Raw genomic sequence first — 25,656 nt, 5'->3', positions numbered from 1 at the left:
TAAGCACAAACGGCAAAAGTCGCGCTTCAGCATGACCTCACATTAGGTTGTGTCCGTTTGTGCGTGCTGTGACCGACTGACGATTGCGACGCCTGCTCTCTTTTGAAGAGCCAACCGATGTTTAACGCTGGCTCATAAACGAAACCGGATGAAACAGTGCTCATCCGGTTTAAGCCTAAGCTTTAGATCTTCTGCCCGACATCGATACGATTGCCGTCGGGGTCTTCAAACACAAAAGCCCGCAAGCCGTAATCCTTGTCCTGCAAGCCTTTTATGATCCGCATACCGCTCTGTTTGCAGATGGTGTGTAGAGCATCGACATTATCGACCAGCATATGTGCAATGTTGAAGTTTGCAGCTTTGTGATCTTTCTGCAGTGAAAGATGCAATTCACCTTTCTCATTTCGCAAGATCATAAAGCCGACAGGATTTCCGTTTTCGAAGACTTTTTCGAAACCAAGAATTTCACCGTAAAAATGATAGGCTCGGGCCATGTCTTTGACAGGAATCATAGCCGCAATTCGTCCGAAACCGACATTCTGATTAGCGATATCGTTCATCGCATAACCTCTGTTTGCGAAGGCTCAATCTCCAGCCAGACGGTGCTTCTGAAAGAAATGCGCTTCAGTGTTTTTGTGAGAAGGACGGTGCCAACACATCTACGTTTATGCTGTTTTTATCGGGATGGGAACTGTTTCCGTTTGATTGTAATCATTTCCCTGATGCTCCATTTCAATGTAGCTGCTGATGGTCGATCTAAGATCACGATCTAAGAGCCCAATCTAAGACCAAAGCATGCGTGTAATAGTTGTCTGCTTAGGCTATTACCTCCATGCGCCGACTCCGATCGTTAGCCTAAGCGCTTCACGTACCGGAGAGCGTTGTTTCCGGCCTAAAGCCGGTCTGCAAGGAAGGTAGATACCATGTTGGAAGCACGTATCAGGAACGCGTCTCTGCGTGATAAGATCATCACTGCGGAAGAAGCAGCAAGCCTGATCAAAGATGGCATGATTGTCGGCATGAGTGGATTTACCCGCGCTGGCGATGCGAAAGCTGTCCCACTCGCAATGGCCGCACGCGCTGCCGATGATCCATTTCAGATTACGCTGATTACCGGTGCCTCCCTTGGCCATGATGTCGATAAGCTGCTGACTGAAGCACATGTTCTGGCGCGCCGTATGCCTTTTCAGGTGGATCGCACATTGCGCGCCGCGATCAACCGCGGCGAAGTCATGTTCATTGATCAGCACCTGTCTGAGACTGTCGAACAGCTGCGGTCCAACCAGATCGGCCCTATCGATTATGCTGTGGTCGAAGCGCTGGCCATCACCGAGAATGGCGGCATTATCCCGACAACGTCGATTGGAAATTCAGCGAGCTTCGCAATTCTGGCCGAGAAGGTCATTGTCGAGGTCAACCTGAACCAGCCATTGGCGCTGGAAGGGCTTCACGACATCTATATTCCAACCAAGCGCCCTTCCCGCGATCCAATCCCGGTGACGGCCTGCGACAGCCGTGTCGGCCTGCCCTATATTCCGATCCCCCCTGAAAAGATCGCCGGCATTGTTATTACGCATGAGAACGACAGCGCCTCAACTGTCGAGCCTGCTGATGGCGAAACCGTTGCGATTGCGTCGCACCTGATCAAGTTCCTGTTGAATGAGGTCGAGGCCGGTCGTCTCGATCTGACGCTTAACCCGTTGCAAGCTGGTATTGGCACTATTGCAAATGCAGTTCTGAACGGTTTTGCCGAAAGCCCGTTCCATAATCTTCGCATGTATAGCGAAGTGCTGCAGGACAGCACCTTCGATCTGTTCGATGCGGGCAAGCTTGATTATGCGTCCGGCTCGTCGATCACACTCAGTCCTGCCTGCGGCGAGCGCGTTTTCAACAATATCGACCGTTATCGTGACAAGCTGATCCTGCGTCCGCAGGAAATCAGCAATCACCCCGAGGTCATTCGCCGTCTGGGCATTATTGGCATCAATACCGCGCTTGAGTTCGACATTTACGGCAACGTGAATTCGACCCATGTCGATGGCACCCATATGATGAACGGTATTGGCGGTTCCGGTGATTTTGCGCGCAACGCCTATATCTCGATCTTCGTGAGCAAGTCCGAAGCCAAAAACGGTGCCATATCGTCAATCGTGCCGATGGTGACGCATGTTGATCATACTGAGCACGATGTTGATATTCTGGTCACTGAACAAGGCCTCGCCGATTTGCGCGGCCTCGCGCCGCGTGAGCGCGCAAGCCTGATTATCAACAATTGTGCGCATCCGGATTACCGGGATCAGTTGAACGACTATTTTGAACGTGCCTGTGAGCGCGGAGGTCACACCCCTCACCTGCTGGAAGAAGCATTCAGCTGGCATAGCCGCCGCAAACAGACAGGCTCGATGCTGAAATAGTGGCTTGCTTGGAATTAGATGTATGAAACGGCGGCGGAAGCCGCCGTTTTGCTTTGCAATTAAGTGGAACCTTATTCTCATTGGAACGTTAACCGGCACATCATTTCTGCAAAGAAACGATGGAGATCGGGGACAGTCTCTGGCTTTATCGAGCCGTGCTTCCCAAGGTTTTGAAGACTGAATTCGGTGCAGCGATGGAACAGCCGCCGAGTGACACAAATAACAGCCGTTCCGGGAAGGGTCCGACTGCCTATGTCTATCCTCATTAGTCTGCTGATAACAATTCTGGTTATCTTCCTCGTTCTTTACCTTATCAACATGCTGCCGCTTGATGGGAAAGTGAAACAGATTGCCCAGATCATCGTCATTATTATCGGTATCATATCGCTTCTGAAGTACCTGGCAGTCTTCTAATCGCCCGCGATATCAAGATTTCAAAGCTGAAGGACGCCCAAAAGGCGTCCTTCAGTTGTTTTACGTTGTTGATCTCCAACATTGTAAATTAGTAACGTGTTAAAAATTTCATCGAGTGTTATTTCTTTTAAAGATAGTTGTCGTAGAGCTAATCTATGAGTAATATATTTTGGCTGCACTACTTTAGATTGTGTCAATAATGGCACGCATATATAAAAAATTGCATAAGTGCAGGAACATGCCTTTAATCGCTAAAATGTTCGGCCTATAAGGCCCTCGGCGATCAGGCCTGTTCACAGAGGGTTCAGAGACAGGCACCTAAAAACATCTTCATCGGGGTTTGGGGGAGTTCATCGGCATGAAGGCAGCTTTATGGAAGGCAGCGTTGATAACGTTGTCTGTTGTGCTGTTTTCCGTTGGCTCCAGTTTAGCCGTCGGATTCTTTTCCGGATCGATGCCGGGCGTTATTGCTATCAGCCTTAGCGCCGCTATCCCATTGGCCACGGCCTTCCCTTCACTTCTCTATATTTTTCTGCAGCATAGCAAACTTGGTGAAGCCTATACGCAACTTGAAAAAGCGCATAGTGAGCTGCAGGCTCGCTCGCGCGTCGATCATATGACCGGGCTGCTTAACCGTGAAGCATTGTTTGATGCGATGAAGATCAGCCGTTCACGTATTGAAAGCGGGACACTTCTCGTTATTGACGCTGATCACTTCAAAGCGATCAATGATACGTTTGGGCATAGCGTTGGTGATCGCGCACTCAAGCTGATTGCTTTCGCACTGCAGAATGTGACGCGTAAAGGCGATCTCGTAGGGCGTATTGGCGGCGAAGAATTCTGCGTTTTTCTTCCGGGTGCAACGGGGGAAACCGGTATTCGTGTCGCACAGAGAATACGCGCGGAAGTAGAGAACACACCATTCCACGCTACTGAATATCAGGTATATCCGCTGACGATCAGTATCGGTGTGGCGTCTGCACCGAAGAATGAAACCAACTCGCAGGTGTTAAGCCGCGCTGATCGTTGCCTTTACATGGCCAAGCAGCGTGGTCGGAACTGCGTCGTCTTTGATGAAGAAAGCGGTCGTATTACGAGTGCGTCCGTCGTTTCGATTACCAACGGACGCGAAGTCGCGCGCGGATAATTTAGTCCCAGGGTGTGACTTCTTCTTCGGACCAGCCGACGGGCACAAATCCCATCCTCTGATAAAGCTGTAATGCGCGCGGGCTATCGAGCGTGTTGGTGTGGATAGCCACTTTCTGCGGGCTATGGGACCAGGCCGTGGAAATTGCTTCATTGAGGAAAAATTTGCCCAATCCCCTGCCCTGATAGTCGGGAATCAGGCCGAAATAGAGAATTTCAGCCGTTTCAGGTAATGCAGACAGGTCCAGTTCAAGAAGGCCAGCCGGGTTGCCATCGGCGTAGAGAACGTGAATCTCGGCAGTTTCAGCGTGAATGGCTTCGGCCACTTCCGCATCGCTCTGCACGCGACGCATCATCCAGTGATGCTGGCGCCCAACCTGTTCGTAGAGATAGCGATAAAAATGCACCGGCATTTCGGTCGAGCGCATTATGGCAAGGCGCAGGCTGGAGGGAACCGGAACCGACAGCGCAGGACGCGCTGTCATTTCCAGATGGGTCACTCTGGCCATCATTTTTTCAGTCATGCTTATTCTGCTTCGCCGGTCACTACAGGCGTATCCTGCCTGCTGCCCCATTCGCTCCATGAGCCATCATAAAGCCGATTGTCTTCATGGCCAAGCGAGGTCAATGCCAGTGTGATAACGGCAGCGGTCACGCCGGAACCGCAGCTGGTGACGACTGGTTTATTGAGGTCTACACCAGCACTTGCGAAGATTTCGCGAAGGCTGTCGAGGCTTTTTAGCTGACCGTTTTCAGACAGAGAACCGACCGGAACGTTGCGAGCGCCCGGCATGTGGCCGGAACGCATGCCTTCACGCGGTTCTGCATCGCGGCCTGTGAAACGGCCAGCCGCACGCGCATCAGCAATCTGAGAGCTGCGTCCGTCCACGATTTTGCTCATTTCGGCAAAATCAACAACCTTTGCCGCATTGAATGAAGGCGTGAAAAGCGTTGCGGCGATTTTTGTAACTTCATCGGTGACGGGGAAGTTTGCTGCCTTCCAACCATCAAAACCGCCGTCGAGAACCAGAACGTTCTTCACGCCCATCACGCGAAACATCCACCAGACACGCGGTGCGGAGAACATGCCGGGGCCATCATAGACCACAATGGTTTCATCCGCCGTAATGCCCATTGCACCTACATGGCGCGCAAAAAGCTCCGGCGATGGCAAAGTATGCGGGAGACCCGAATCCTTATCTGCAATCACATCCTGATCAAAGAAGACTGCGCCCGGAATGTGCGCTGCATCATATTCATCGCGCCCATTGCGACCGGCTGCGGGCAAATACCAGGATGCATCCACGATTGCGAGACCCGGCTCGCCCAGACGAGCTTTCAGATCATCGCGGGAGATAACAAATGCGCTTTTGTCGGACATGATTGCTCCTGAACTTAAACTAATGGTGCATTGCCAAATCGAATGCGGAAGCGGCGGTTTTCCTTGCCCTTCTTTTCGATTTTGCCGATGTGGATTTCACCCACTTCCTGCGTTTCAGAAACGTGTGTTCCGCCGCAAGGTTGCGAATCCACCGAACCATTTTCGCCGATAACCACCAGACGAAGACGGCCTGCACCCACAGGTGGGCGCACGTTCTTCGACTTCACAATATCCGGATTGGCCAGAAACTCTTCGTCACTGATCCAGTGAAGTGTAACTGGATCATTGGCTTTCACCATTTCCATGAGTTTTTGCGTAACGGATTCTTTGGTGTAGCTCGCATCTGGAAGATCGAAATCGACGCGGCTTTCGTCTTCACCAACCGCAGCACCGGTAATTGGAAACGGGCAAGCGACAGAAAGAAGATGGCAGGCTGTATGCATACGCATCAGCTTGTAGCGGCGCTCCCAATTGATATGCAGAACCAGCTTCTCGCCGATTTTAGGAACTGCTTGCCCTTCGGCTGGCACATGGACGATTTCGTTTTTGCTTTCGCCGGTAACGGTTGCCACAATTTCAATACGAGAGCCATCGGCACGCTCAAAAAAGCCGGTATCTCCCGGCTGACCGCCGGAAGTGGCATAAAAATTTGTCTGATTAAGAATAATCCCGCCGGTATCTGTCAGGGCAATGACCGAACCCTCCGCGGTTGAAAGATATGCATCTTCGCGGAACAGAGCTTCGGTCTCGTATGCCATGATTATCCCTCGTACGGTATGTGAACATCAGTTTTCGTTTCCAACCAACCCGGCACAGGCAGATCTTTGCCGCGCAGGAACGCAGGATTGAACAGCTTGGACTGGTAACGATTACCATAGTCGCAAAGCACGGTCACGATTGTGTGGCCCGGCCCGAGATCTTTTGCAAGGCGGATTGCACCGGCAATATTGATGCCCGAAGAACCGCCCAAGCAGAGTCCTTCCTCCTGCACCAAATCAAACAGAATATCGAGTGCGTCCGCATCGCCAACACGGTAGGAAAAATCGGGTGTAAAGCCTTCGAGATTGGCCGTGATGCGCCCCTGCCCGATACCTTCAGTGATGGAATCACCTTCTGATTTCAATTCGCCTGTCGTGTAAAAGGAATGAAGCGCTGCACCATGCGGATCAGCGAGAGCGATCTTGATATCCGCATTCTTATCCTTGAGGCCAAACGCCGTACCTGCGAGCGTGCCACCTGAACCTACAGCCGAGACGAAACCATCGACCTTGCCATCGGTATCACGCCAGATTTCCTGCGCGGTGGTTTCAATATGCGCGATACGATTGGCAACATTATCGAACTGATTGGCCCAGATTGCGCCGTTGGGTTCGCTTTTGGCCAGTTGCTCGGCCAGACGCCCGGAAAGACGCACATAATTATTCGGATTGCGATAAGGCGCGGCAGGAACCTCAATCAGTTCAGCACCAAGAAGACGCAGCGCATCCTTCTTCTCCTGGCTTTGGGTTTCCGGAATAACAATCACAGTGCGATAGCCAAGCGCCTTGGCAACAAAAGTAAGGCCGATGCCGGTGTTTCCTGCTGTACCTTCAACGATAACGCCGCCGGGCTTGAGCAGTCCGCGTTTTTCGGCATCACGGATAATGTAAAGCGCTGCGCGGTCCTTGACCGACTGTCCGGGATTGAGAAATTCGGCCTTGCCGTAGATTTCGCAACCAGTGATTTCAGAAGCCTTCTTCAAGCGGATCAGTGGTGTATTGCCGATTGCATCGAGTGCCGAATTGAGCATGGCTTCCGTTCCTTCTGGTTGACAGGAAACTATGTGGAAGCACGACGTTCTTCAAGCAAGCGGGGAATAATTTTCCAATTGAAATTGCAAGGACTAACTCACCAATCCAGCTAAAACGAAAAAACCGCCCCGTTAAGGGCGGCTTTTAGAAAAAGTAGTGCTGCGATTAAGCAGCGCGTTGGCCGCCACCGCCGCCACCTGGACGACGCTTGCGATGGAATGGACGCTTTGGCTTTGCTGCGCCTTCTGCACCTGCAGGCTTTGAACCTTGGGAACCCTGGCCCGAACGATGTTCACCAGACTTCGCCATCTTGTTCGCCGGACGGCGATGCTTCTGCGGCACGGAATGCGAACCTGGCTTGCGGTCCGAACGTGGCCGGTCTTCTGCATCATCGAACTTTGGAGCCGGTGCTGGTGCAAGCTTAACCGGAGCTTCCTTGATGGTCAGCTTGTTACGCGTAACGCGTTCAACCGCGCGCAGCTTCGAATCTTCTGTTGCTGCATCGTAAAGCGTGATCGAAGCACCGCTTGCGCCGTTACGACCAGTACGGCCAATACGGTGTACGTAGGTTTCAGGCTCATCCGGCAGATCGTAGTTGACGACATGGCTGATGCCCGGAACGTCAATACCGCGTGCGGCGATGTCGGTTGCAACCAGAATGCGCAATGTGCCATCGCGGAAGCCGTTCAGCGCGCGCTGACGAGCATTCTGCGATTTATTGCCGTGGATCGCAGCAACGTCAAAGCCATCACGTTCGAGATGACGCACGACCGCATCTGCGCCATGCTTGGTGCGGGTGAAGACGATGACCGACTTCATGCCCTTGTCGCCCAGAAGGCCGGAGAGCAGACGGCGTTTTTCCTTGGTTGGAACAGGATGCACAACCTGTGTGATTTCAGCGGCTGTCGTACCCTGTGGAGCAACTTCAACGCGAACTGGATCGCGCAGCAGGCTCTGAGCGAGTGCCGCGATTTCCTTTGGCATGGTTGCCGAGAAAAGTGCTGTCTGACGGTTCTTGTGCGTGCCCTTGGCAATGCGCTTCACATCGTTGATGAAGCCCATGTCGAGCATACGGTCGGCTTCATCGAGAACCAGCCAGCGGGTTTCCGACAGGTCAACGCAGTTTTCGCGGACCAGATCGGTCAGACGACCCGGCGTTGCAATAAGAACGTCCACGCCACCCTGCATACGCTTGATCTGGCTCAGACGTGACACGCCGCCGAGAACAAGTGCGGTGGAGATATGGGCCTGCTTGGCAACGGTGCGGATTGTTTCTTCAATCTGCACGGCCAATTCACGAGTTGGTGCGAGGATCAGCGCGCGTGCGGTCTTGCCCTTGCGCTTGTCACCAAGTGCGATGATTTTCTGCAGGATCGGCAAGCTGAATGCAGCGGTTTTGCCAGAGCCGGTCTGTGCGATACCCAGAATGTCGCGACCTTCCAGCTGGTGCGGAATAGCCTGTGTCTGGATCGGCTTTGGCTCGGTCATGCCAGCAGCTTCAACGCCTTTGAGCAGCACGCCGGTAACGCCAAGAGCGGCAAAGCCGCCAGTGTGTTCAATATTCTCAGTAGTCAATTTAAACTCTTTCGGCGGCACCGCAAAGTTGCGGTCCGCTTTAAAACTTCGGACAAGCGCAACTTGCCGAACGGGAATATCTTGGATGTACGACGGGACGCCGGAATACTCCGGTCGACTTGCGCTGCCGTGCCCGAAACCAGTCGGGTCTCCCCTGCTATCAGACCATTCTGACTGCAAGAGGCGAGACGCAACAAGTCCGATTCCGGGAAGGCTGAAATTGTTCAGCCCATGCGCCTAAGCCGCCATATGGGGTATTATCCCCTAAAAAGCAAATGAATTTTGCCTTTAGTTCTATCAGATAATGAAGTCTGCCAGCACCTGATTGTCGGTAATATCCTGATAAGCCCAGCCTGCTTCCGCAAATTTCTTTTCAAGGATTTTGAAGTTTGCAGCGTCCTTGGTTTCAATACCGATCAGCACAGAACCGAAATTGCGTGCAGATTTCTTCAGATATTCAAAGCGTGCAACGTCATCTTCCGGACCGAGCAGATCAAGGAATGAGCGCAGCGCACCGGGACGCTGCGGGAAGCGGAAAATGAAATATTTCTTTAGACCTTCATAGCGAAGCGCACGTTCTTTAACGTCTGGCAGACGTTCAAAATCGAAATTGCCGCCGGATACGACGATGACAATGCGCTTGCCTTTGAGTTCGCTTTTCTTGAAATCCTTGAGCGCATCAATGCCGAGCGCACCGGCAGGCTCAAGGACGACGCCCTCAATATTCAGCATCTCGACGATGGTTGAACAGAGGCGATTTTCCGGAACCGTGATGACAATATTTTTGTCGAAGCCTTTGAGAAGCTTGAAGTTTTCCTTGCCGATCTCTGCGACGGCTGCGCCATCGACAAAATTATCGACTTGGCTAAGTTTGATACGTTTGCCTGCTTCAAGGCTGCCCTTGAGGCTTGCAGCGCCCTGTGGCTCAATGAAGCGATAGGCAGTCTTCCAGCCAAGAGCGGTGAAGTATTGCGTCACGCCGCCCGAGAGGCCGCCACCGCCAACTGGAAGGAAGACAAAATCCGGCTTCTTGCCATCCGGCAGCTGGCGCTCGATTTCGAGTGCAACAGTCGCCTGCCCTTCGATAATGCCTGCATGGTCAAATGGCGGCACCATCACGCCTTTATTTGCCTCTGCATATTCTTGCGATGCAGCATAGCAAACATCGAAAATATCGCCGACGAGTTTGATCTCGATAAATTCCGCACCGAAAGCACGGGTCTTGTCGATTTTCTGCTGTGGCGTTGTAACAGGCATGAACACCACACCCTTGCGACCAAAGTGGCGGCAGGCGAAGGCAAAACCCTGCGCGTGATTGCCAGCCGATGCGCAAACGAAGACCGCATTTTCGTCAGCAGTTTTTACCGCGCGCGAAATGAAGTTGAAGGCGCCACGTATCTTATAAGAGCGAACTGGCGTCAGATCTTCGCGCTTGAGCCAAATTTCCGCGCCGTATTTCCGTGAAAGATAGTCATTGAGCTGCAAAGGCGTCTCTGGAAAGAGCGCACGCATGGCAGTTTCAGCTTGAGCTACGGCTTTAACGAAGGCGTTCATCGGTCAGCTTTCTGCATTCATAACAATATTTGCGCATGGCTACATGGCTTTGAGAGCGCAAACAAGCTTGAAACGATAAACTTGAGTAAAATTGTAATGTTTTATCTAGGAGAATGGGTGGTGCGGTCGGCGGGACTTGAACCCGCAAGCCTAAAAGGCGACGGATTTTAAGTCCGTTGCGTATACCAATTTCGCCACGACCGCAGCTGAGGAATTCTATGTCATGATTTGTGAAGCAAATTCAAGCTGTTTCCGGCGTTTTAACAACTGGATTTAATGACAGTGGAAATTGTCGCGAGAGTGCCGCCAAAAATATTCAACAAATTACCCGCAACGATTTCGGAGAATGAAAGTTATAGTGAAAACAATCAGTCGCATGCGGGGTCTCCAGTTTGAAAAACACAGAAAACCAGTTGCAGCATTCTTCTGCCGGGGATTAACTGTGCATACACAGAATGGAGTCTGGGCATGACGAATACCCCGCAGCAGGCCGTTACGGCTGCAATGCTTGCCATCGGCGATGAACTTCTCTCAGGACGAACGAAAGACAAGAATATCGGTCACTTGGCTGATGTTTTGACAGCTGCCGGCATTGATCTCAAAGAGGTCCGGATTGTGCCTGACGACGAAGATTCGATCGTTTCTGCACTCAATGCGTTGCGGCCGGGCTATGACTATGTATTCACCTCCGGCGGCATCGGTCCAACCCATGATGACATCACTGCAGACGCCGTATCACGCGCTTTTGAAGTGCCATGCATTTATGATGAAAAGGCGATGAAGCTGCTGGGTGACAATTACGCCAAGCGTGATCTGGAGTTTACGGACTCACGCAAGCGCATGGCGCGTATGCCGCAGGGCTCGGAACATATCGACAATCCGGTATCCGCTGCGCCCGGCTTTCATATCGGCAATGTCTATGTGATGGCTGGCGTGCCATCTGTGTTTCAGGCGATGCTCGACAATGTTCTCCCAACCTTGAAAACAGGACGCAAGCTTTTGTCGAAGGCCGTGCGCTGCCCGTTTGGTGAAGGCGTTATTGGAGCACCGCTCACCGCGATCCAGAAAGAGAATCCTGAAACGATCATCGGGTCTTATCCGAAGTTTGAAAATGGCCGGTTCAGTACGGAACTGGTGGTGCGCGGAAGTGATGTCGCCAAAATCGATATTGCTGTTGCTGCAATCGAAGCGATGATTACAACATTGCAAAATCAGGGAGCCGCTTGAAATCGGGTGGTTTTGCCTGCTCGCGCAATCGCATTATATGCTAAAATAGAAGTATAGCCGGAAGGAGATCTGATATGTCCTACAAGACGGTGGTAGCCTATTCCCGCAGTGAAGCCGAGTTGAAGCGGGTTCTGTCTGCAGTTGGGCTTTTGATGCGAAAGTTTCCCGACATTCACGTCATCGGACTTTACTCTATTCCCTCTCCTATTGTGTATGCGGACCCGAACGGATTTATCGATCCGGGCATGTTTGAGCTGCACGACAAGCAGCACAAGGAAATCTCCGAGAGGCTACAAGAACGCTTTGAGGAAGAAATGCGCCGTCAGGGTGCAAATCATGAGTTCCGCGTAACCCGTTCGGAAACCGGAACGGCAGCTGATGGTGTTCTCACATCCTGCCTTGGTGCGGAACTTCTTGTGGCTGGGCAGCCAGATCCTGAAGATGCGGCAACCAATGACGAAACGGCGGATACGCTGGTGTTTAATTCCAGCTGCCCGGTTCTTCTCGTTCCGCACACACCCGTTATTGCAATGGAAGCGCTGGACCGCATTGTTGTGGCATTTAATGGCAAACGCGAGGCGGCACGCGCCACTTTCGACGCGCTTCCTTTGATGAGGAATGCAAGCCGAACTGAAATTGTCTGGATTGATCCGCCTGAGCGCGAAGGTGAGGATGAAGCACTTGCAGGTAGCGATCTAGCTGAATCCATTTCTCGTCATGGACTTGCCGTAAGCGTAACGCCACTGGCATCTCATAATCGTTATGCGCAGGATGTCTTGCGAGAACACATCATAGCGCAGCGTGCCGACCTGTTGGTCATGGGCGCCTATAGCCACTCAAGGCTCCGTGAGCTGGTTTTCGGCGGTGTTACCCGCGCTATGCTCAATGACCTCCCTATCCTCACGCTTTTCTCGCGTTAGAGCGGTTCCAGTTAATATTGAATCATTGGAGCCGTTCTATTTTTTGTTTTATCGCATTATCCCACGCAAAACCGCTTCGCACTTTTGCTGGAAATGCTCTGAACAGATGCTTGATACGCCGATTTTGATCGGCGTATCATTTTTTTGCTTCTAATTTAGCGATCTATAGGTGTGCGATCTCACGCCGCTCTTGCACAATAGGCATTTTTGCGGTTATCAGCATCACCCGGCGCTGACTGTGCCGGGATAAAGCCTTTCTGCATTGTGCTGCATGTGAAAACTTCACTGTGCGCGAATAAAGAAAGCCTAAACAGTTCAGCGCGAATGGCACCCGTCATCGCGCATTTTTGGTTTGATAGGTCCGGCATATCTCGACCGGACTCTCCATGGAGCGTTTCGATGTCGTTGCCCGATAAAGCCTTTCCCGTTTCCTGGGATCAGTTCCACCGTGATGCCCGCGCGCTTGCCTGGCGTATTGCAGATATGGACCGCGAATGGCGTGCCATCGTTGCAATCACCCGCGGTGGTCTGGTTCCTGCGGCCATTGTTTGCCGTGAACTCGGCATCCGCCTCATCGAAACGGTCTGCGTTGCGTCCTATCACGATTATACATCGCAGGGCGAAATGGAAATTCTGAAGGGAATTAGCGCTCCGCTTCTCGAAAATGGCGGCGAAGGCGTAATCGTGGTCGATGATCTGACCGATACTGGCAAAACCGCAGCCATCGTTCGTGAAATGATGCCAAAGGCACATTTTGCAACTGTTTATGCAAAGCCAAAAGGCCGTCCGCTGGTCGATACATTCGTAACGGAAGTCTCTCAGGACACCTGGATCTACTTCCCATGGGATATGGGCTTCACATATCAGGAACCGATCGCTGGCGGAAAACGCGGATAAACGAAAATAAATGAAAGACGATTGCGGTGGTAAATTCGCCGCAATCGCACTATATTGAAAGTCAGCCGAAATGAGATGGAGGCATGTCACCAAGCTTTTGAGTTAAAGCGATGTGGCTGCTAATTTCAGCAAAACCTTAAAAATAAAAGCATTTTCAGCTTCTTATTCTGAGGCCCTGTTAAACAAATCCATTGTCATTTTGGCGAATCAATCCATTCTGTTTGGAAAATGGTGGGACTTTCGCGGTGAAAACACAGGCCAAAAAATTTGTTGCGACAGAGAAGCGTATTTTGACGCCTTCTGGTCGTTTGCAACAAGTTGCGGCACTGGTGTACCGCTATGAAGCTCATGAATTACAGATACTTGTGATCACCAGTCGTGGAACGGGTCGCTGGATTATCCCAAAGGGATGGCCGCAGGTCGGTCGCACTCTTGCAGATACTGCCGCTCGTGAAGCTTATGAAGAAGCTGGCGTTCGCGGTGAGATATCGTCTCAGCCAATCGGCAGCTTTGATTATTGTAAAAATGACCTGCCACCTGAGTGCATCAACCAGTTTACGGTTGCAGTCTATGCGTTGCACTTTGTCGAACGCGCGAAAGATTGGCCGGAACGCGAACAACGCGTTTGCGAATGGGTTTCACCCCGTGAAGCAGCTGCGCGTGTGGATGAAGTTGACCTGAAACGCATTCTTCTCGACTTTGGCGGCTCTCCTATCGCGATTGCTGCAGAGTAACCTTCTGCTTATAAACGATTTTTGAGCCTTTATGCATCAGTCGTGAGTGGCTTTTGCGGTGTCCGGTGTTCTGCATTTTGTTTTTCCGGCTAATTTTTTGTCTTTCACATAACCGTCATTCTCCCCGTTATCCACATTTGCCCCCAGAGCTTTCCCACAATATCTAGCGTCTGCGGCCTTATGGTAAACCAATGCTTGACGCTCATGTCCGAGTCGTTTTTTATGAGCCTGTCGTTGCGTGAGTGGCGTGGCCGAGCGTAGTCAATTTAGTCGGTCTTTTCTTCAAACTAGTTGAATTCCTAGCGGGCGTTGCGTCGAAAAGACGTGTATCGCGCGGGGTTTTTTGCGTCTGAAACTCAGGCCGACTAGGTGTGACGGAAAGCTGGATTTATTGATGGCGGCGTCGCATTAATACTAGATTTAGTATTTTCAATCATGGTAACATACCAGATGGGGAAATCCTGATCTGAAAGCTTGCTCGACTTCGAATAAGTTCGGCCACTGGCCGGAGTGCTGATACGCCTCTCATGAGGATGTTTGGCCAGATGAATTTCCGAGGAGTTCGCTCCTCAATACGATTGCCCTCTCATCTGTTGGGAGGACGTTCGAAACAAATCGACGCGATGCGTACCGTGGCTGGCAGGCCGAGGCTGAAATTTATCGGTCTGGCCACTATATATAGAACGTTTGGATGGACAGATGAAGATCGAACGCCGTTTCACGAAAGAGAATCAGTCGGCCTATGCCGATATTGAGTTCCGCACAGCGACCAGCGAGATCAAGAATCCCGATGGCTCTGTGGTGTTCCGCCTTGAGAACATCCATGTTCCTGCGCAGTTCAGCCAGGTTGCTGCTGATATTCTCGCGCAGAAGTATTTCCGCAAGGCTGGCGTTCCCGCCAATCTCAAGAAGGTTGAGGAAAACGACGTTCCTTCCTGGCTTTGGCGTTCGGTAGCGGACGAAGACAAGCTTGCGAAGCTCCCTGAAGGTGAGCGCTTCGGTTCCGAAATGGATGCGCGTCAGGTTTTTGATCGTCTCGCCGGCACCTGGACCTATTGGGGCTGGAAGGGCGGCTATTTCGATACGGAAGAAGATGCGAGTGCTTTCCGCGATGAACTCGCATACATGCTGGCGACGCAGCGCGTGGCGCCAAACAGCCCGCAATGGTTCAACACCGGCCTGCATTGGGCCTATGGTATCGACGGTCCTGGTCAGGGCCACTTCTATGTTGACTGGCAGACCGGCAAGCTGACGAAATCAAAGTCCGCTTACGAACATCCGCAGCCACATGCCTGCTTCATTCAGTCCGTTGGCGATGATCTCGTCAATGAAGGCGGCATTATGGATCTCTGGGTTCGTGAAGCACGACTTTTTAAATACGGCTCGGGCACTGGCTCTAATTTCTCCTATCTACGTGGCGAAGGTGAAAAGCTTTCGGGCGGCGGCAAGTCGTCAGGTCTGATGAGCTTCCTCAAGATCGGCGATCGTGCAGCGGGCGCGATCAAGTCCGGCGGCACGACCCGTCGCGCGGCCAAGATGGTTGTCGTCGACGTCGATCATCCAGATATCGAAGAGTATATCGACTGGAAGGTAAAGGAAGAGCAGAAGGTTGCTGCTCTCGTAACGGGTTCCAAGATCGTCAAGCAGCATCTGGCTGCCATCATGAAGGCTTGCGTCAATTGCGAAGCCGGCTCGGCAGAAACCCGGGATGATTGCTTCGATCCATCAAAGAACCCTGCCCTCAAGCGCGAAGTTCGTGCTGCCAAGAAGAACCAGGTTCCTGAAAACTACATCAAGCGTGTTATCCAGTTCGCACGTCAGGGCTACACGGACATTCAGTTCAAGACCTATGACACCGACTGGGATTCGGAAGCCTATCTGACAGTCGCAGGTCAGAATTCGAACAATTCGGTATCGCTCAAGGATGAATTCCTGCGCGCCGTTGAAGAAGATGGCGACTGGAACCTGACTGCACGCCGCGATGGTCGCGTCATGAAGACGCTCAAGGCGCGCGATCTTTGGGAAAAGATTGGTTATGCTGCCTGGGCTTCGGCTGATCCGGGCCTGCACTTCAACACCACGATGAATGATTGGCACACCTGCCCGACCGCAGGCCCAATCCGTGCGTCCAATCCGTGCTCGGAATACATGTTCCTTGATGACACGGCTTGTAATCTGGCATCGATCAACCTGCTGACCTATCGCAATAAGGACGGCTCGTTCGACATTAACGCATATGAGCATACTGCTCGTCTGTGGACGATGGTTCTTGAAATCTCGGTGATGATGGCGCAGTTCCCTTCGAAGGAAATTGCTCGTCTCTCCTACGAATGCCGTACGCTCGGCCTCGGCTATGCCAATATTGGCGGCCTGCTGATGACCAATGGTATTCCTTATGACTCCGATGAAGGTCGCGCCATCGGCGGCGCCCTCACCGCGATCATGACCGGTGTTGCCTATGCCACGTCAGCTGAAATGGCGCGTGAACTTGGCGCGTTCCCAAGCTATGAGCCAAACGCTGAGCATATGCTGCGCGTTATCCGCAACCATCGTCGCGCCGCTCATGGCGAAACCGAAGGTTACGAAGGCCTTGCCGTCAATCCGGTTGCACTGATTGCTGAGGATTGCCCAGATCAGGACATGATTACCCACGCACGCGCTGCATGGGACAAGGCACTGGAGCTCGGTGAAAAGCACGGCTACCGCAATGCACAGGCAACCGTTATCGCGCCAACCGGCACGATCGGCCTTGTCATGGATTGCGACACAACCGGTATTGAACCAGATTTCGCGCTGGTAAAGTTCAAGAAGCTTGCCGGCGGTGGTTACTTCAAGATCATCAACCGCGCAGTTCCTGAAGCGCTTCGCACACTTGGTTACGCTGAAAGCCAGATCGCTGAAATCGAAGCTTATGCAGTCGGTCACGGCAACATCAATCAGGCTCCAGGCGTCAATCCATCATCGCTGAAGTCGAAGGGCTTTACCGATGAGAAGATTGAAGCGCTGAATGCTGCTCTGAAGAGCGCATTCGACATCAAGTTTGCTTTCAACAAGTGGACGCTGGGCGAAGATTTCTGCAAGGACGTGTTGAAGCTTACCGATGAGCAGCTCAACGACTTCTCGTTTGAAATGCTGCCAGCACTTGGCTTTGCCAAGAAGGACATCGAAGCAGCCAACGTTCACGTTTGCGGTGCAATGACCCTTGAAGGTGCGCCTTTCCTGAAGGAAGAGCATTATGCAGTGTTCGATTGCGCCAATCCTTGCGGCAAGATCGGCAAGCGTTACCTCTCGGTCGACAGCCACATCCGCATGATGGCCGCTGCCCAGCCGTTTATTTCGGGTGCGATCTCCAAGACGATCAACATGCCGAACGAAGCAACGGTTGAAGATTGCAAGAGCGCTTACCTCCTTTCCTGGAAGCTGGCCCTCAAGGCGAATGCACTTTATCGCGATGGTTCCAAGCTTTCGCAGCCGCTCAATGCGTCGCTCATCTCTGACGATGAAGACGAAGATGATGCAGTCGAAGCGCTGATCGAAGCACCTGCTGCAGCGCGCGCCGTTCAGATTACTGAACGCGTTGTCGAGAAGGTCATTGAAAAGATCGTTCACGAGCGCGAAAAACTGCCGAACCGTCGTCAGGGTTACACGCAGAAGGCAGTCGTTGGTGGCCACAAGGTTTACCTGCGCACTGGTGAATTTGGTGATGGTCGTCTCGGCGAAATCTTCATCGATATGCACAAGGAAGGCGCTGCTTTCCGTGCGATGATGAACAACTTCGCCATCGCTGTGTCGCTCGGCCTGCAATATGGTGTGCCGCTCGAAGAATATGTCGAGGCTTTCACCTTCACGAAGTTCGAGCCTGCAGGCATGGTTATCGGCAACGATGCCATCAAGACGGCAACGTCGATCATCGACTATGTATTCCGCGAACTGGCAGTGTCTTACCTTGGCCGCAACGATCTCGCTCATGTTGATACGAGCGATTTCTCCAACACGGCACTCGGTAAGGGCATCAAGGAAGGCAAGACCAACCTCGTTTCCACTGGCTGGACCCGTGGCTACAAGCCAACGCTGGTTTCAAACAGCCCTTCGGGTAACGAATCCAAGGGTTCGGCACAAACGGCTCCATCGGTTTCGAATGTAACGACACTCAAGTCTTCGTCTCCTCGCCCGGCGACTGTCGGTCTCGTGACGGATGGTGCAACTGCATTCAAGCGCGAGTTTGAAGAGCAGCCAGCAGCAGCGCCACAGCAGGACAATGTTGCTGCGACTGAACTGTTCTCGGATAAGGCGGCGTCTGATGCGGCATCTGCCCGTGCAGAAACTGCTAATGCTGCGAAGAAGCTTGAAGCTGACCGTCGCATCAAGTCGATGATGCAGGGCTATACCGGCGACAGCTGCACGGAGTGTCAGAACTTCACGATGGTTCGCAATGGCACCTGCCTTAAGTGCGACACCTGCGGCGCGACAAGCGGCTGCAGCTGATCTTTAGAGCGCTACCTGTTGAAAAGCTACGGAGAAAGTGTCCGTTTTCGCGAATATCTAGCACATTTAACGAATATGGGGCGCGCGCAGCCATTGCGCGTCCTTTATCGTTGACGGGGAAACCGTGGTTGTTTCTCAATTACCCCAAAGTTCTTCCGCAAAGGGACTTTTGAGAGAAAACAGGTGAAAGGCCAGCGCGCTCAACCAAATGGATGCGACGGCTTAACTAGATTGGTTCTTCTGAGCTTGTTTTGCGAGCCAAGAAGCCAATTCAGTTACTGGCCAAACCCACAATCCAATCTTCCGGGCACTCAAGAGTGCCCGGAAGATTGGATTGCAGAACAAACAGTGAAACAATCGCGTTGGTAGGCGCGTCAACGAGCATACAACCAGTAAGCATTCAGCATTCATATCTGCCGCATGGCGAACGAGAGGGAAGTTGTAATGAGTTGGTCTCAACAAAAGAGTCGGCAGCGGATCCGTGAATTCCGTACAAAAGCGCCCGCCGGAGCGATCAGCCTCAAAACGTTCGATCAGACCTTTATCAACGAACGTCGCATTGTAGTTGATGAACGTGTCCGGCTGGGTGGCAAGCGCGAGCCGCTGATCTTCGACTTACCACCCAGCACCGCCATTCGGGTGGACGGCGTTCATGTCTACATCCAGATGTTGGACTTCGCCAATGCGATGATGGATCGCGACCGCGAGACAGAAGCGAGCCATCGCCGAGTCCTTTCCATGTTGCATCTGAACTACGCTGCCTGTGATCAGGTAGCCGAGGAATTCGAAGCCCAGCGGGTCGACTTTCACGGATCCCGCATGCACGCGGTCATTGTTTCTCCGCCCGGCCCCGAAAATGCGAAGGAACGTGCCGAGCGTGCGTTGGCTTTTGCGGATGCCACTAGGCGCGCGATCGAAGAGGTCGGACGAACAACAGAAGGTGGGCGTTACTCGACACGCATCCGGATCGGTTTGGACAGCGGCGCTGCCGTTGCACTAAACTCCGGTACGAAGGACGAACGGGAGCCGCTCTTTCTAGGGGCACCAGCCAATTACGCCGCGAAACTGGCGGAAGGTGATGAGGAAGGCGTATTCATTTCTAATCGGGTCCGGAAGGATCTCGGCATCCAAACGCTGTTCAGCCTCGACGAACTGTTTGCCGAACGCAGCAATCCCGCTCAGAACAGTGGTTTTGGTGGTCTCCTCGAGCGAACCGGCATGCGATCCAAGCGGTTATCCGACACGACTATCGAAGCGGCTGCCTCAAGAGCACGCAGCCGCTTCGTGCTTGATGTCGGAACGGACGCCAACTTCTGTTTTCACAGACACATTCCGCCTTTGAAGACCATCGACTTTTCACTATTGATGCCTTCGAATTCGATCAGGATGGGCCTAATGTCTCTCTTCGGCGACATTGCTGGCTTCACGAATTATGTGGATGAATGCATCGCCGGACACCGAATCGAAGAAATGGTGTCCAATCTGCACGTCATCCGGAGCGAACTCGCGGCGACATTGTCTGAGGATTATTTCGGTCGCAAGGTCCGTTTCATTGGGGACTGCATCCACGGGCTTATCGCTGCTGGCACACCCCACCAGACCGATGAAGCGGCTTCCGTGGTTGCCGCAGTAAACGCTGCTGGCGGTATGCGGTCAAGTTTCGAGCTCTGTCAAGAAGAACTCGACGGCATCGGTTTACTCGGGATCGCGATTGGATTGGAGTACGGAGAAACTCCTATTACGCGCATAGGCATCAGAGGCGATCGGAGCGTCCGATGCTCTGTTAGCCGTGCTGTATCGAGATCCGAGAGCCTGCAGAGCAATTGCAATGGAGAACAGACAGCCTTAGGCCCGACTGCATACGAACATGCCCCGGCCAGTATTCGGAGACTGTTTGAAGGCGGCGTGGCATGGGGGCTTGATGCCGATTCGATCGTAGAACATCTTAGCGCACCTCCGACTGTCACGAGTGGTGGGGTCAGTGCCATCGCAGCGCCGTACGCCGGAGAAAATTGAGTGTCGCTGCATTACGTTCTGGCGACGGTGCCCGACTGGTTCGAAATCACCAGCTCAACTGAGTCAGAGATACTCGGTACGACCAAACTCCACTTCGATAACGCGATCGGTGTTATCGAAGTGGATCTTCGTGTTCGCACTCAAGATTGTATCGTCGCAGTTCAGGAGCAGGTTCCAGGTACCCACTATCCTGCAACCTGTCACGAGCGTCACCTGCAATCAGATCAACACTTCTGCATAGGTTTCAATGCCGGCCACGGCATCGTCTCAATGGATCATGCAGTCGTTTGGTGGGGACAGCTGAAGCATTTCCTCAAGCTCCAGCGCGTTGCTGAAAGAACGAAACGATGGCCGCCACAGCAGGAGATAGCGCATGGCAGCGCAGGTTACCATCAACTTGCCGCCATCGACGCTGCCAGGCAGTTAGGCATCGAGCACGAATATATGGCAATGCTCAACGGCGAGCCCGCATGGTTCTCAGATCAGGCCTTAGAGCTTGATAGCGAGAATAGACTCGAGCATGGCTCTCTTCCCTGCCCAGTCGGATGTCGGCAACATGGCGTTCAACTTCAACGATCCGCGTGTTGTCGAGCAGACCTCGTCGCGAAACTAGTGACTGAGGAGAAGCTCCGCCGCGAGAAAATCGATGCCTACTACGCACTCGCAAGGATTCTTGGAGAGAAATGCTGCGGATCCATGTTGACTTGCGGCTTACGCGAACCCGATCCGGAAGAGCCCTCGCTCGTCAATCCCACATCACAGCGATCATTGCCAACCATGGTGGGAGAGGCTTGAACTACGATGACAACAGAAACATTTCTAAAAGACCGCGTCGACACATTGTTTGGCACTAACTTCGAACAGCGAGATGGACGAGTTGTTCCAGCCACTGGCGACGTGGTTCTGAAAAACGGAGCCGTCAAAATCGAGGCTGCATTTCTCTACTCAGATCTCGCTGGCTCAGCAAAACTGTCCAAGTCATGTCCTTGGTCAACTACTGCGAAGATCATCCGAGCATTTCTAGATTGCTCCTCCCGTCTCATCATAAAGCATGGTGGGCATGTTCGCAGCTTCGATGGTGATCGCGTGATGGGCGTATTCATTGGCGACTCAAAGAATAGCAACGCTTCGATTTGCGGGCGCGAAATCCATTGGAGTGTCCGTAAGATCATCCAACCTGCAGCAGCAAAGAGGTTCACGTCCATCTCCGACAATGGCATCGAAATTCGTAACTGTTCAGGCATCGATGTCGGTGAAGTCCGAGCTGTCCGCTCGGGAGTACGAGATAGCAACGATCTGATCTGGATCGGCAAAGCAGCGAGCTTTTCAGCGAAATTGTCGGATGTGCGAGATGGCGGCTACTGCACGTATGTTTCAAGCCGTACCTACAACAAGTTGAGCAACGAAGCAAAATTTGACGACGACGGAAAGAACATGTGGCAGGCCCAGTCCTTCGTCTTTAGCGACGAAACAGAGACGGTCTATCGCTCGAACCACTGGAAAAAACCAACCTGAAATCCCGCACACACGCATTGCTTTCAGCAAACATCTAATTCTTCGTATGGAGCCGTAATGAAGGAACGTTTTGAAGGTCAGAATCGCGCAGCATTGATCAGCAGCCTGAAGCGCCAGTTTGATAGCGGAGACACGGATGTCGCAGAATCAATCGCCTCTGGAGGTGAACTCATCGAGTTTAAAGCGGGCGATGCGTTGATTGACGAAGGCGCGGAGGATAACGATGTTTTCTTCCTTGTTTCCGGTCAGGTATCTGTCGTTGTGAAGGGACAGGAGGTTCGTCAGCTCAAAAGTGGCGACCATGTTGGAGAAATGGCTGCGATCGAACCCTCGCAACGGCGCGCTGCTTCTGTCATTGCGGCCGAAACGGTTGTAGCCGTGAAGATGACAGGGGCCGCTTTCATGAAGTTGGCAGACAGATTTCCCCCATTGATATGGCGCTCGGTTGCGCAAGAACTTTCTCGTCGGCTTTATGATCGAAATAGGCATATGGTTGCTCCAAACGAAAAACCGCGCATGTTCATAATGTCCTCAGTGGAAGGGTTGGATGTGGCCCACGAAATCCAGGCGGGCTTGCAACACGACGTTATGGCGACAGTCTGGCCGAATGGCGTGTTTTGGGCCGGTGGATACCCCTTAGAGTCTTTGGAAACGGCGGTCGCAGAAAGCGATTTCGGGGTCGCAGTCGCACTCTTCGAAGACATCGTCGAAACAGGTCGTGGAGATCGCAAACCCACAATCCGTGACAACGTCCTATTCGAACTCGGCATGTTCATGGGACGGCTCGGACGGAGAAGAAGCATCCTAGTGTATCCCAATTTAAAGGGATTAGCACTTCCCTCCGACCTGCATGGGCTAACACCCGCGTCCTATCTTCCAGGCGAAGTTAAAGACTTGCCTGCTAGGCTCGGCCCGGTATGCACGCAGATACGGAAAATAGTTCAGCAGCACGGCGTCAAAACTGCAACTAATTGAACCCATGTTGATTTGGCTCACTCTGCGTGGAAATCAACAACCAGCCCGATCGCGGCAGCAAACCGTAAAACCGAGGAGCGCGAAGTCGTTTTGAGACCCATTTCGCCCGCATTTGCCAAGTTTAAGCGCGCCTTGCACATGGGAAAGAAGCCGTTTCCATAAGGCGCACTAGGTGCTTGGAAAAGGCATTAGTTTCCCATTTCGCCTATACGCGAAGCCGAGAACAGCACCTTCTCGATATCGCCACTTTTGAGAACGTCTATCGGTTTTCGATCATCAAGCATGTGATCAACGTTGGCGAGAAAATTTAGAATATCCCAGGAGCTGTCGGATGGTAGAGCCTTGATAACGTCTTTCAGTCCTTTGACGGGTTGGCCATCAGGATTGAACTGAATGACAGGGTAGTGTTTGCGATTATTGGGCCCCGGAACTGTAAAAAGCGAGCCTTCCTGTACGCGTTTGTCAATTGCTTGTCTGGAAATGCCATTCATCAGCTCCTGGACTTGTTCAAGCGAATATGCGCCGCCAGATATCTCAAGGTCTGCCGCTGCAATCTGCTTTCCGCGCAATGTTGCCATGGCGAACGCATTGGGATGATAAGCATGTTGCGGTATGCCAAAGTGCTTTTCTTGCGTATGCCGCTTACTTCTAGTAGCCCGCCGTTTTGCGCATCCTTTTAGGCGGAATTTACGGTCCGGCTGCCCTCGGTGCTCTCGAAAGGATTTGAGTTCTTTCTCTGCTATTTTTAAAATTTCCTTGTCTGGAAACGTGATTTCGAGCTTTGTATCGTCAGGCAGATTAGCATTTTCCAGCGCGATGAGCTCGTTTGCCCTAATCTCTATCTTATGGATATCTGGCATGGCTTGATTACCTCGTTTGAATCAAAATGGCGCTAACTGCAACTTTGTCAACCAAAATAGAGCGGACATCTGCCTCACCGTACGCTTTCAGTGAGCGACACCAGATTTTTGGGCTGCATGTATGGAGATACTCAGATGCCTCTGCATATCCGGAACCAAGAAGCCGACCGTCTGGCAAGAGAACTGGCCCGAATAGATCGTACCACCATCACAAACGCAGTGATTTCTGCACTTCGAGAGGCAATCCGGAAGCGAATGCAGGAAGAACGTCCGCGCGCTACCGCTCAGAGAATCCTGGAGAAACGAGGGTTGTCATTCTGGTCTAATCGCACACCTGTGCCACCAGAAGCATATCACGACTTCGATCACGATACTGAGGGTTGAACAGCAAATGTGGATTGATGTTTTCGCGAGCGCTGCAATGGTGGCGGCGGTGCGACACCGTCTTGCGGCCAAGTCTGGGTCTGAAGAATGAGCTCCGAAGGAATTGATACAAACTATATATTCAACGTTAGATTGAGAAGGAGCGCGTAATGGCGAGACGAATTGCAAAAAAATACAAGCCATTTGCTCAGCTATCAGCTCGACGTCAGCGAGACGAATATATCAAACTCCGATGTGCGATCAGGCGCGAGCAGCATTATTACGGCGGAATGTTTATTTCAGACCATTCGGTCGACGAGGATGGATGTGCCGGCCAGTGGATGGATTTTTACTTTCTCGGCCTAAACGGGCGCACTATCTGGAATGCTACGATCCAAACGGCAAACATGAGCTTCTATGAAGAAGTTGAAAATCTGGCCATGGAGCGGGCAAGCAAGCTGTTGCCGGAAAAGGAGCGCCTGGTTGACTGGGAATGGAGGGAAATTCGCAAACCAGGTAATATCAAAGCTTATGCGGTGATCGGCCAAAAAGAAAAGCGGCATCAAGCACTCGGCGACCTGAGCTATCTCGAATACGTAGATAAAACCATGACAGAAATCGCGGAGGATAAACCGCCGTCAATTTTTGAGTATTTTGAAATCATGCCAAACTATCAATATGGGATAGGTCTGGAAATGATCGTGGATGCAGAATGTTTAAGCATCTCTATTATTAATGAAACGATTGAGCGTTTCCAGAATCTCGGTGAGCAAGGCTGGACAGCCGACAAACCAGTAGCGCAAGATAGAATGAAGCTACTAAGTGTTGATTTGGAGCATGAAATCGGCCAGTTTTCCATTCGGTAGTGATCCAAAGAAGTATCTCAAGTCTTTGAAAAAATAGATTATACTTCACTGAAGGTTCAACGCGAGCTGGAAGAATGGTTTACACTCAGCTGAAACTCAACAATTAGTGCTCATTTTGGAGCAATCTTCAAGAGGCCCTCCTGAACCGAGTCTAACGACCAAACTCGACTTATTCTTTTTGTGTCATCCTGCCTTGATCATTGCTATCGCCTTCAAGAGGTTAAGGAGCCTTTCTTCATCTTCTTTGCTTCCGTCCCAAAGTGAGGCTAGCCCTACGGCAAGTGCGTTGCTGAGTAAGACGCCGTTTGGTTGCGGATGAAGTCCAAGAGTTATGCAAATTTGCATAACATTCGAGCCAATCGACGCAAACTGGCCTGTGCAAATCCGGCTCGTCTGACTTTGCTCAACCCCAGAAGCTTCTGCGAGTGCGGACACAGAAAGTCCCTCCTCTACCCGACGCATCTCAATGGCGGCAACGAGTCTCTTAAGCTCTTTGGGATTGAGTTTCATGCAAAATTACATAT

The 25,656-nt window shown here is 52.1% G+C and carries 22 protein-coding genes, 1 tRNA gene and 1 pseudogene; 14 read left to right on the top strand and 10 right to left on the bottom strand.

The genetic code is table 11. The annotated features are described in order from the left end of the window. Positions 1 to 182: 182 nt before the first annotated feature. A complete protein-coding gene (locus tag CEV34_RS14345; protein ID WP_039859771.1) occupies positions 183 to 560 on the bottom strand; it encodes a glyoxalase superfamily protein in 378 nt (125 codons plus the stop codon). A 363-nt stretch (positions 561 to 923) separates the two neighbouring features. On the opposite strand from CEV34_RS14345, the gene CEV34_RS14340 reads away from it, so the two are divergent. The 3 genes from CEV34_RS14340 (at position 924) to CEV34_RS14330 (ending at position 3,975) form a co-directional block, all read left to right on the top strand. Next, on the top strand, positions 924 to 2,414 hold the full coding sequence (locus CEV34_RS14340) for an acetyl-CoA hydrolase/transferase family protein (protein ID WP_007875015.1): 1,491 nt from the start codon (positions 924 to 926) through the stop codon (positions 2,412 to 2,414). Positions 2,415 to 2,666: 252 nt separating this feature from the next. Next, complete coding sequence (locus CEV34_RS14335) at positions 2,667 to 2,828, top strand: Thivi_2564 family membrane protein (RefSeq protein WP_007875014.1); 162 nt, start codon at positions 2,667 to 2,669, stop codon at positions 2,826 to 2,828. Positions 2,829 to 3,186: 358 nt separating this feature from the next. Further along, a complete protein-coding gene (locus CEV34_RS14330) occupies positions 3,187 to 3,975 on the top strand; it encodes a GGDEF domain-containing protein (RefSeq protein WP_007875013.1) in 789 nt (262 codons plus the stop codon). Position 3,976: 1 nt separating this feature from the next. Here CEV34_RS14330 and CEV34_RS14325 read toward each other — a convergent pair whose 3' ends face one another. From CEV34_RS14325 to CEV34_RS14295, 7 genes and pseudogenes are all read right to left on the bottom strand, one after another. Beyond that, a complete protein-coding gene (locus CEV34_RS14325; protein WP_007875012.1) occupies positions 3,977 to 4,498 on the bottom strand; it encodes a GNAT family N-acetyltransferase in 522 nt (173 codons plus the stop codon). A gap of 2 nt (positions 4,499 to 4,500) precedes the next feature. Next, positions 4,501 to 5,355 carry a 3-mercaptopyruvate sulfurtransferase gene (gene sseA / locus CEV34_RS14320; protein WP_007875011.1) on the bottom strand — a complete coding sequence of 285 codons (855 nt, stop codon included), beginning with the start codon at positions 5,353 to 5,355 and terminating at the stop codon, positions 4,501 to 4,503. Positions 5,356 to 5,369: 14 nt separating this feature from the next. Further along, positions 5,370 to 6,113: an alanyl-tRNA editing protein gene (locus CEV34_RS14315; RefSeq protein ID WP_007875010.1), complete on the bottom strand. Its 744-nt coding sequence runs from the start codon at positions 6,111 to 6,113 to the stop codon at positions 5,370 to 5,372. 2 nt (positions 6,114 to 6,115) lie between these two features. Further along, positions 6,116 to 7,144, bottom strand: a complete 1,029-nt coding sequence (locus CEV34_RS14310; protein ID WP_007875009.1) for a cysteine synthase A — start codon at positions 7,142 to 7,144, stop codon at positions 6,116 to 6,118. 166 nt (positions 7,145 to 7,310) lie between these two features. After that, positions 7,311 to 8,948, bottom strand: a pseudogene (locus tag CEV34_RS14305) (DEAD/DEAH box helicase). Between the two features lie 69 nt (positions 8,949 to 9,017). Continuing rightward, on the bottom strand, positions 9,018 to 10,274 hold the full coding sequence (gene ilvA, locus CEV34_RS14300) for a threonine ammonia-lyase IlvA (RefSeq protein WP_007875007.1): 1,257 nt from the start codon (positions 10,272 to 10,274) through the stop codon (positions 9,018 to 9,020). Between the two features lie 118 nt (positions 10,275 to 10,392). Beyond that, positions 10,393 to 10,478 (bottom strand) — tRNA-Leu (locus CEV34_RS14295). A 264-nt stretch (positions 10,479 to 10,742) separates the two neighbouring features. Here CEV34_RS14295 and CEV34_RS14290 point away from each other — a divergent pair. From CEV34_RS14290 to CEV34_RS14245, 9 genes are all read left to right on the top strand, one after another. After that, on the top strand, positions 10,743 to 11,501 hold the full coding sequence (locus CEV34_RS14290; RefSeq protein ID WP_007875006.1) for a competence/damage-inducible protein A: 759 nt from the start codon (positions 10,743 to 10,745) through the stop codon (positions 11,499 to 11,501). Between the two features lie 74 nt (positions 11,502 to 11,575). Beyond that, positions 11,576 to 12,421: a universal stress protein gene (locus tag CEV34_RS14285; RefSeq protein ID WP_007875005.1), complete on the top strand. Its 846-nt coding sequence runs from the start codon at positions 11,576 to 11,578 to the stop codon at positions 12,419 to 12,421. 399 nt (positions 12,422 to 12,820) lie between these two features. After that, on the top strand, positions 12,821 to 13,318 hold the full coding sequence (gene gpt / locus CEV34_RS14275; RefSeq protein WP_007875001.1) for a xanthine phosphoribosyltransferase: 498 nt from the start codon (positions 12,821 to 12,823) through the stop codon (positions 13,316 to 13,318). A 245-nt stretch (positions 13,319 to 13,563) separates the two neighbouring features. After that, positions 13,564 to 14,052: an NUDIX hydrolase gene (locus tag CEV34_RS14270; RefSeq protein WP_007875000.1), complete on the top strand. Its 489-nt coding sequence runs from the start codon at positions 13,564 to 13,566 to the stop codon at positions 14,050 to 14,052. 699 nt (positions 14,053 to 14,751) lie between these two features. After that, positions 14,752 to 18,537: a vitamin B12-dependent ribonucleotide reductase gene (locus tag CEV34_RS14265; protein ID WP_094543793.1), complete on the top strand. Its 3,786-nt coding sequence runs from the start codon at positions 14,752 to 14,754 to the stop codon at positions 18,535 to 18,537. Between the two features lie 444 nt (positions 18,538 to 18,981). Then, on the top strand, positions 18,982 to 20,553 hold the full coding sequence (locus tag CEV34_RS14260; protein ID WP_179253525.1) for an adenylate/guanylate cyclase domain-containing protein: 1,572 nt from the start codon (positions 18,982 to 18,984) through the stop codon (positions 20,551 to 20,553). Beyond that, on the top strand, positions 20,554 to 21,348 hold the full coding sequence (locus tag CEV34_RS14255) for an E2 domain-containing protein (protein WP_094543791.1): 795 nt from the start codon (positions 20,554 to 20,556) through the stop codon (positions 21,346 to 21,348). Positions 21,349 to 21,354: 6 nt separating this feature from the next. Next, complete coding sequence (locus tag CEV34_RS14250; protein WP_094543790.1) at positions 21,355 to 22,068, top strand: adenylate/guanylate cyclase domain-containing protein; 714 nt, start codon at positions 21,355 to 21,357, stop codon at positions 22,066 to 22,068. A gap of 57 nt (positions 22,069 to 22,125) precedes the next feature. Beyond that, the gene (locus CEV34_RS14245; protein WP_094543789.1) at positions 22,126 to 23,043 is read left to right on the top strand and encodes a TIR domain-containing protein; all 918 of its coding nucleotides are present in this window, start codon (positions 22,126 to 22,128) and stop codon (positions 23,041 to 23,043) included. A 188-nt stretch (positions 23,044 to 23,231) separates the two neighbouring features. On the opposite strand, the gene CEV34_RS14240 is transcribed toward CEV34_RS14245, so the two are convergent. Beyond that, positions 23,232 to 23,903 (bottom strand): hypothetical protein, encoded by a 672-nt coding sequence (locus tag CEV34_RS14240; RefSeq protein ID WP_094543788.1) that lies wholly within the window; start codon positions 23,901 to 23,903, stop codon positions 23,232 to 23,234. Between the two features lie 117 nt (positions 23,904 to 24,020). Here CEV34_RS14240 and CEV34_RS27720 point away from each other — a divergent pair, with 117 nt between their 5' ends. Further along, the gene (locus CEV34_RS27720; RefSeq protein WP_374891583.1) at positions 24,021 to 24,287 is read left to right on the top strand and encodes a type II toxin-antitoxin system VapB family antitoxin; all 267 of its coding nucleotides are present in this window, start codon (positions 24,021 to 24,023) and stop codon (positions 24,285 to 24,287) included. Positions 24,288 to 24,436: 149 nt separating this feature from the next. Further along, positions 24,437 to 25,132 (top strand): hypothetical protein, encoded by a 696-nt coding sequence (locus CEV34_RS14230; RefSeq protein ID WP_094543787.1) that lies wholly within the window; start codon positions 24,437 to 24,439, stop codon positions 25,130 to 25,132. A gap of 183 nt (positions 25,133 to 25,315) precedes the next feature. On the opposite strand, the gene CEV34_RS14225 is transcribed toward CEV34_RS14230, so the two are convergent. Beyond that, entirely contained in the window at positions 25,316 to 25,642 is a 327-nt protein-coding gene (locus tag CEV34_RS14225; RefSeq protein ID WP_094543786.1) for a helix-turn-helix domain-containing protein, read from the bottom strand. Between the last annotated feature and the right edge of the window lie 14 nt (positions 25,643 to 25,656).

It is taken from the genome of Brucella pseudogrignonensis (assembly GCF_002252525.1).
GTDB classification, from domain to species: Bacteria; Pseudomonadota; Alphaproteobacteria; order Rhizobiales; family Rhizobiaceae; genus Brucella; species Brucella pseudogrignonensis.
The sequence above is the reverse complement of the archived record's forward strand: the minus strand, read 5'-3'. Positions and strand labels throughout refer to the sequence as shown.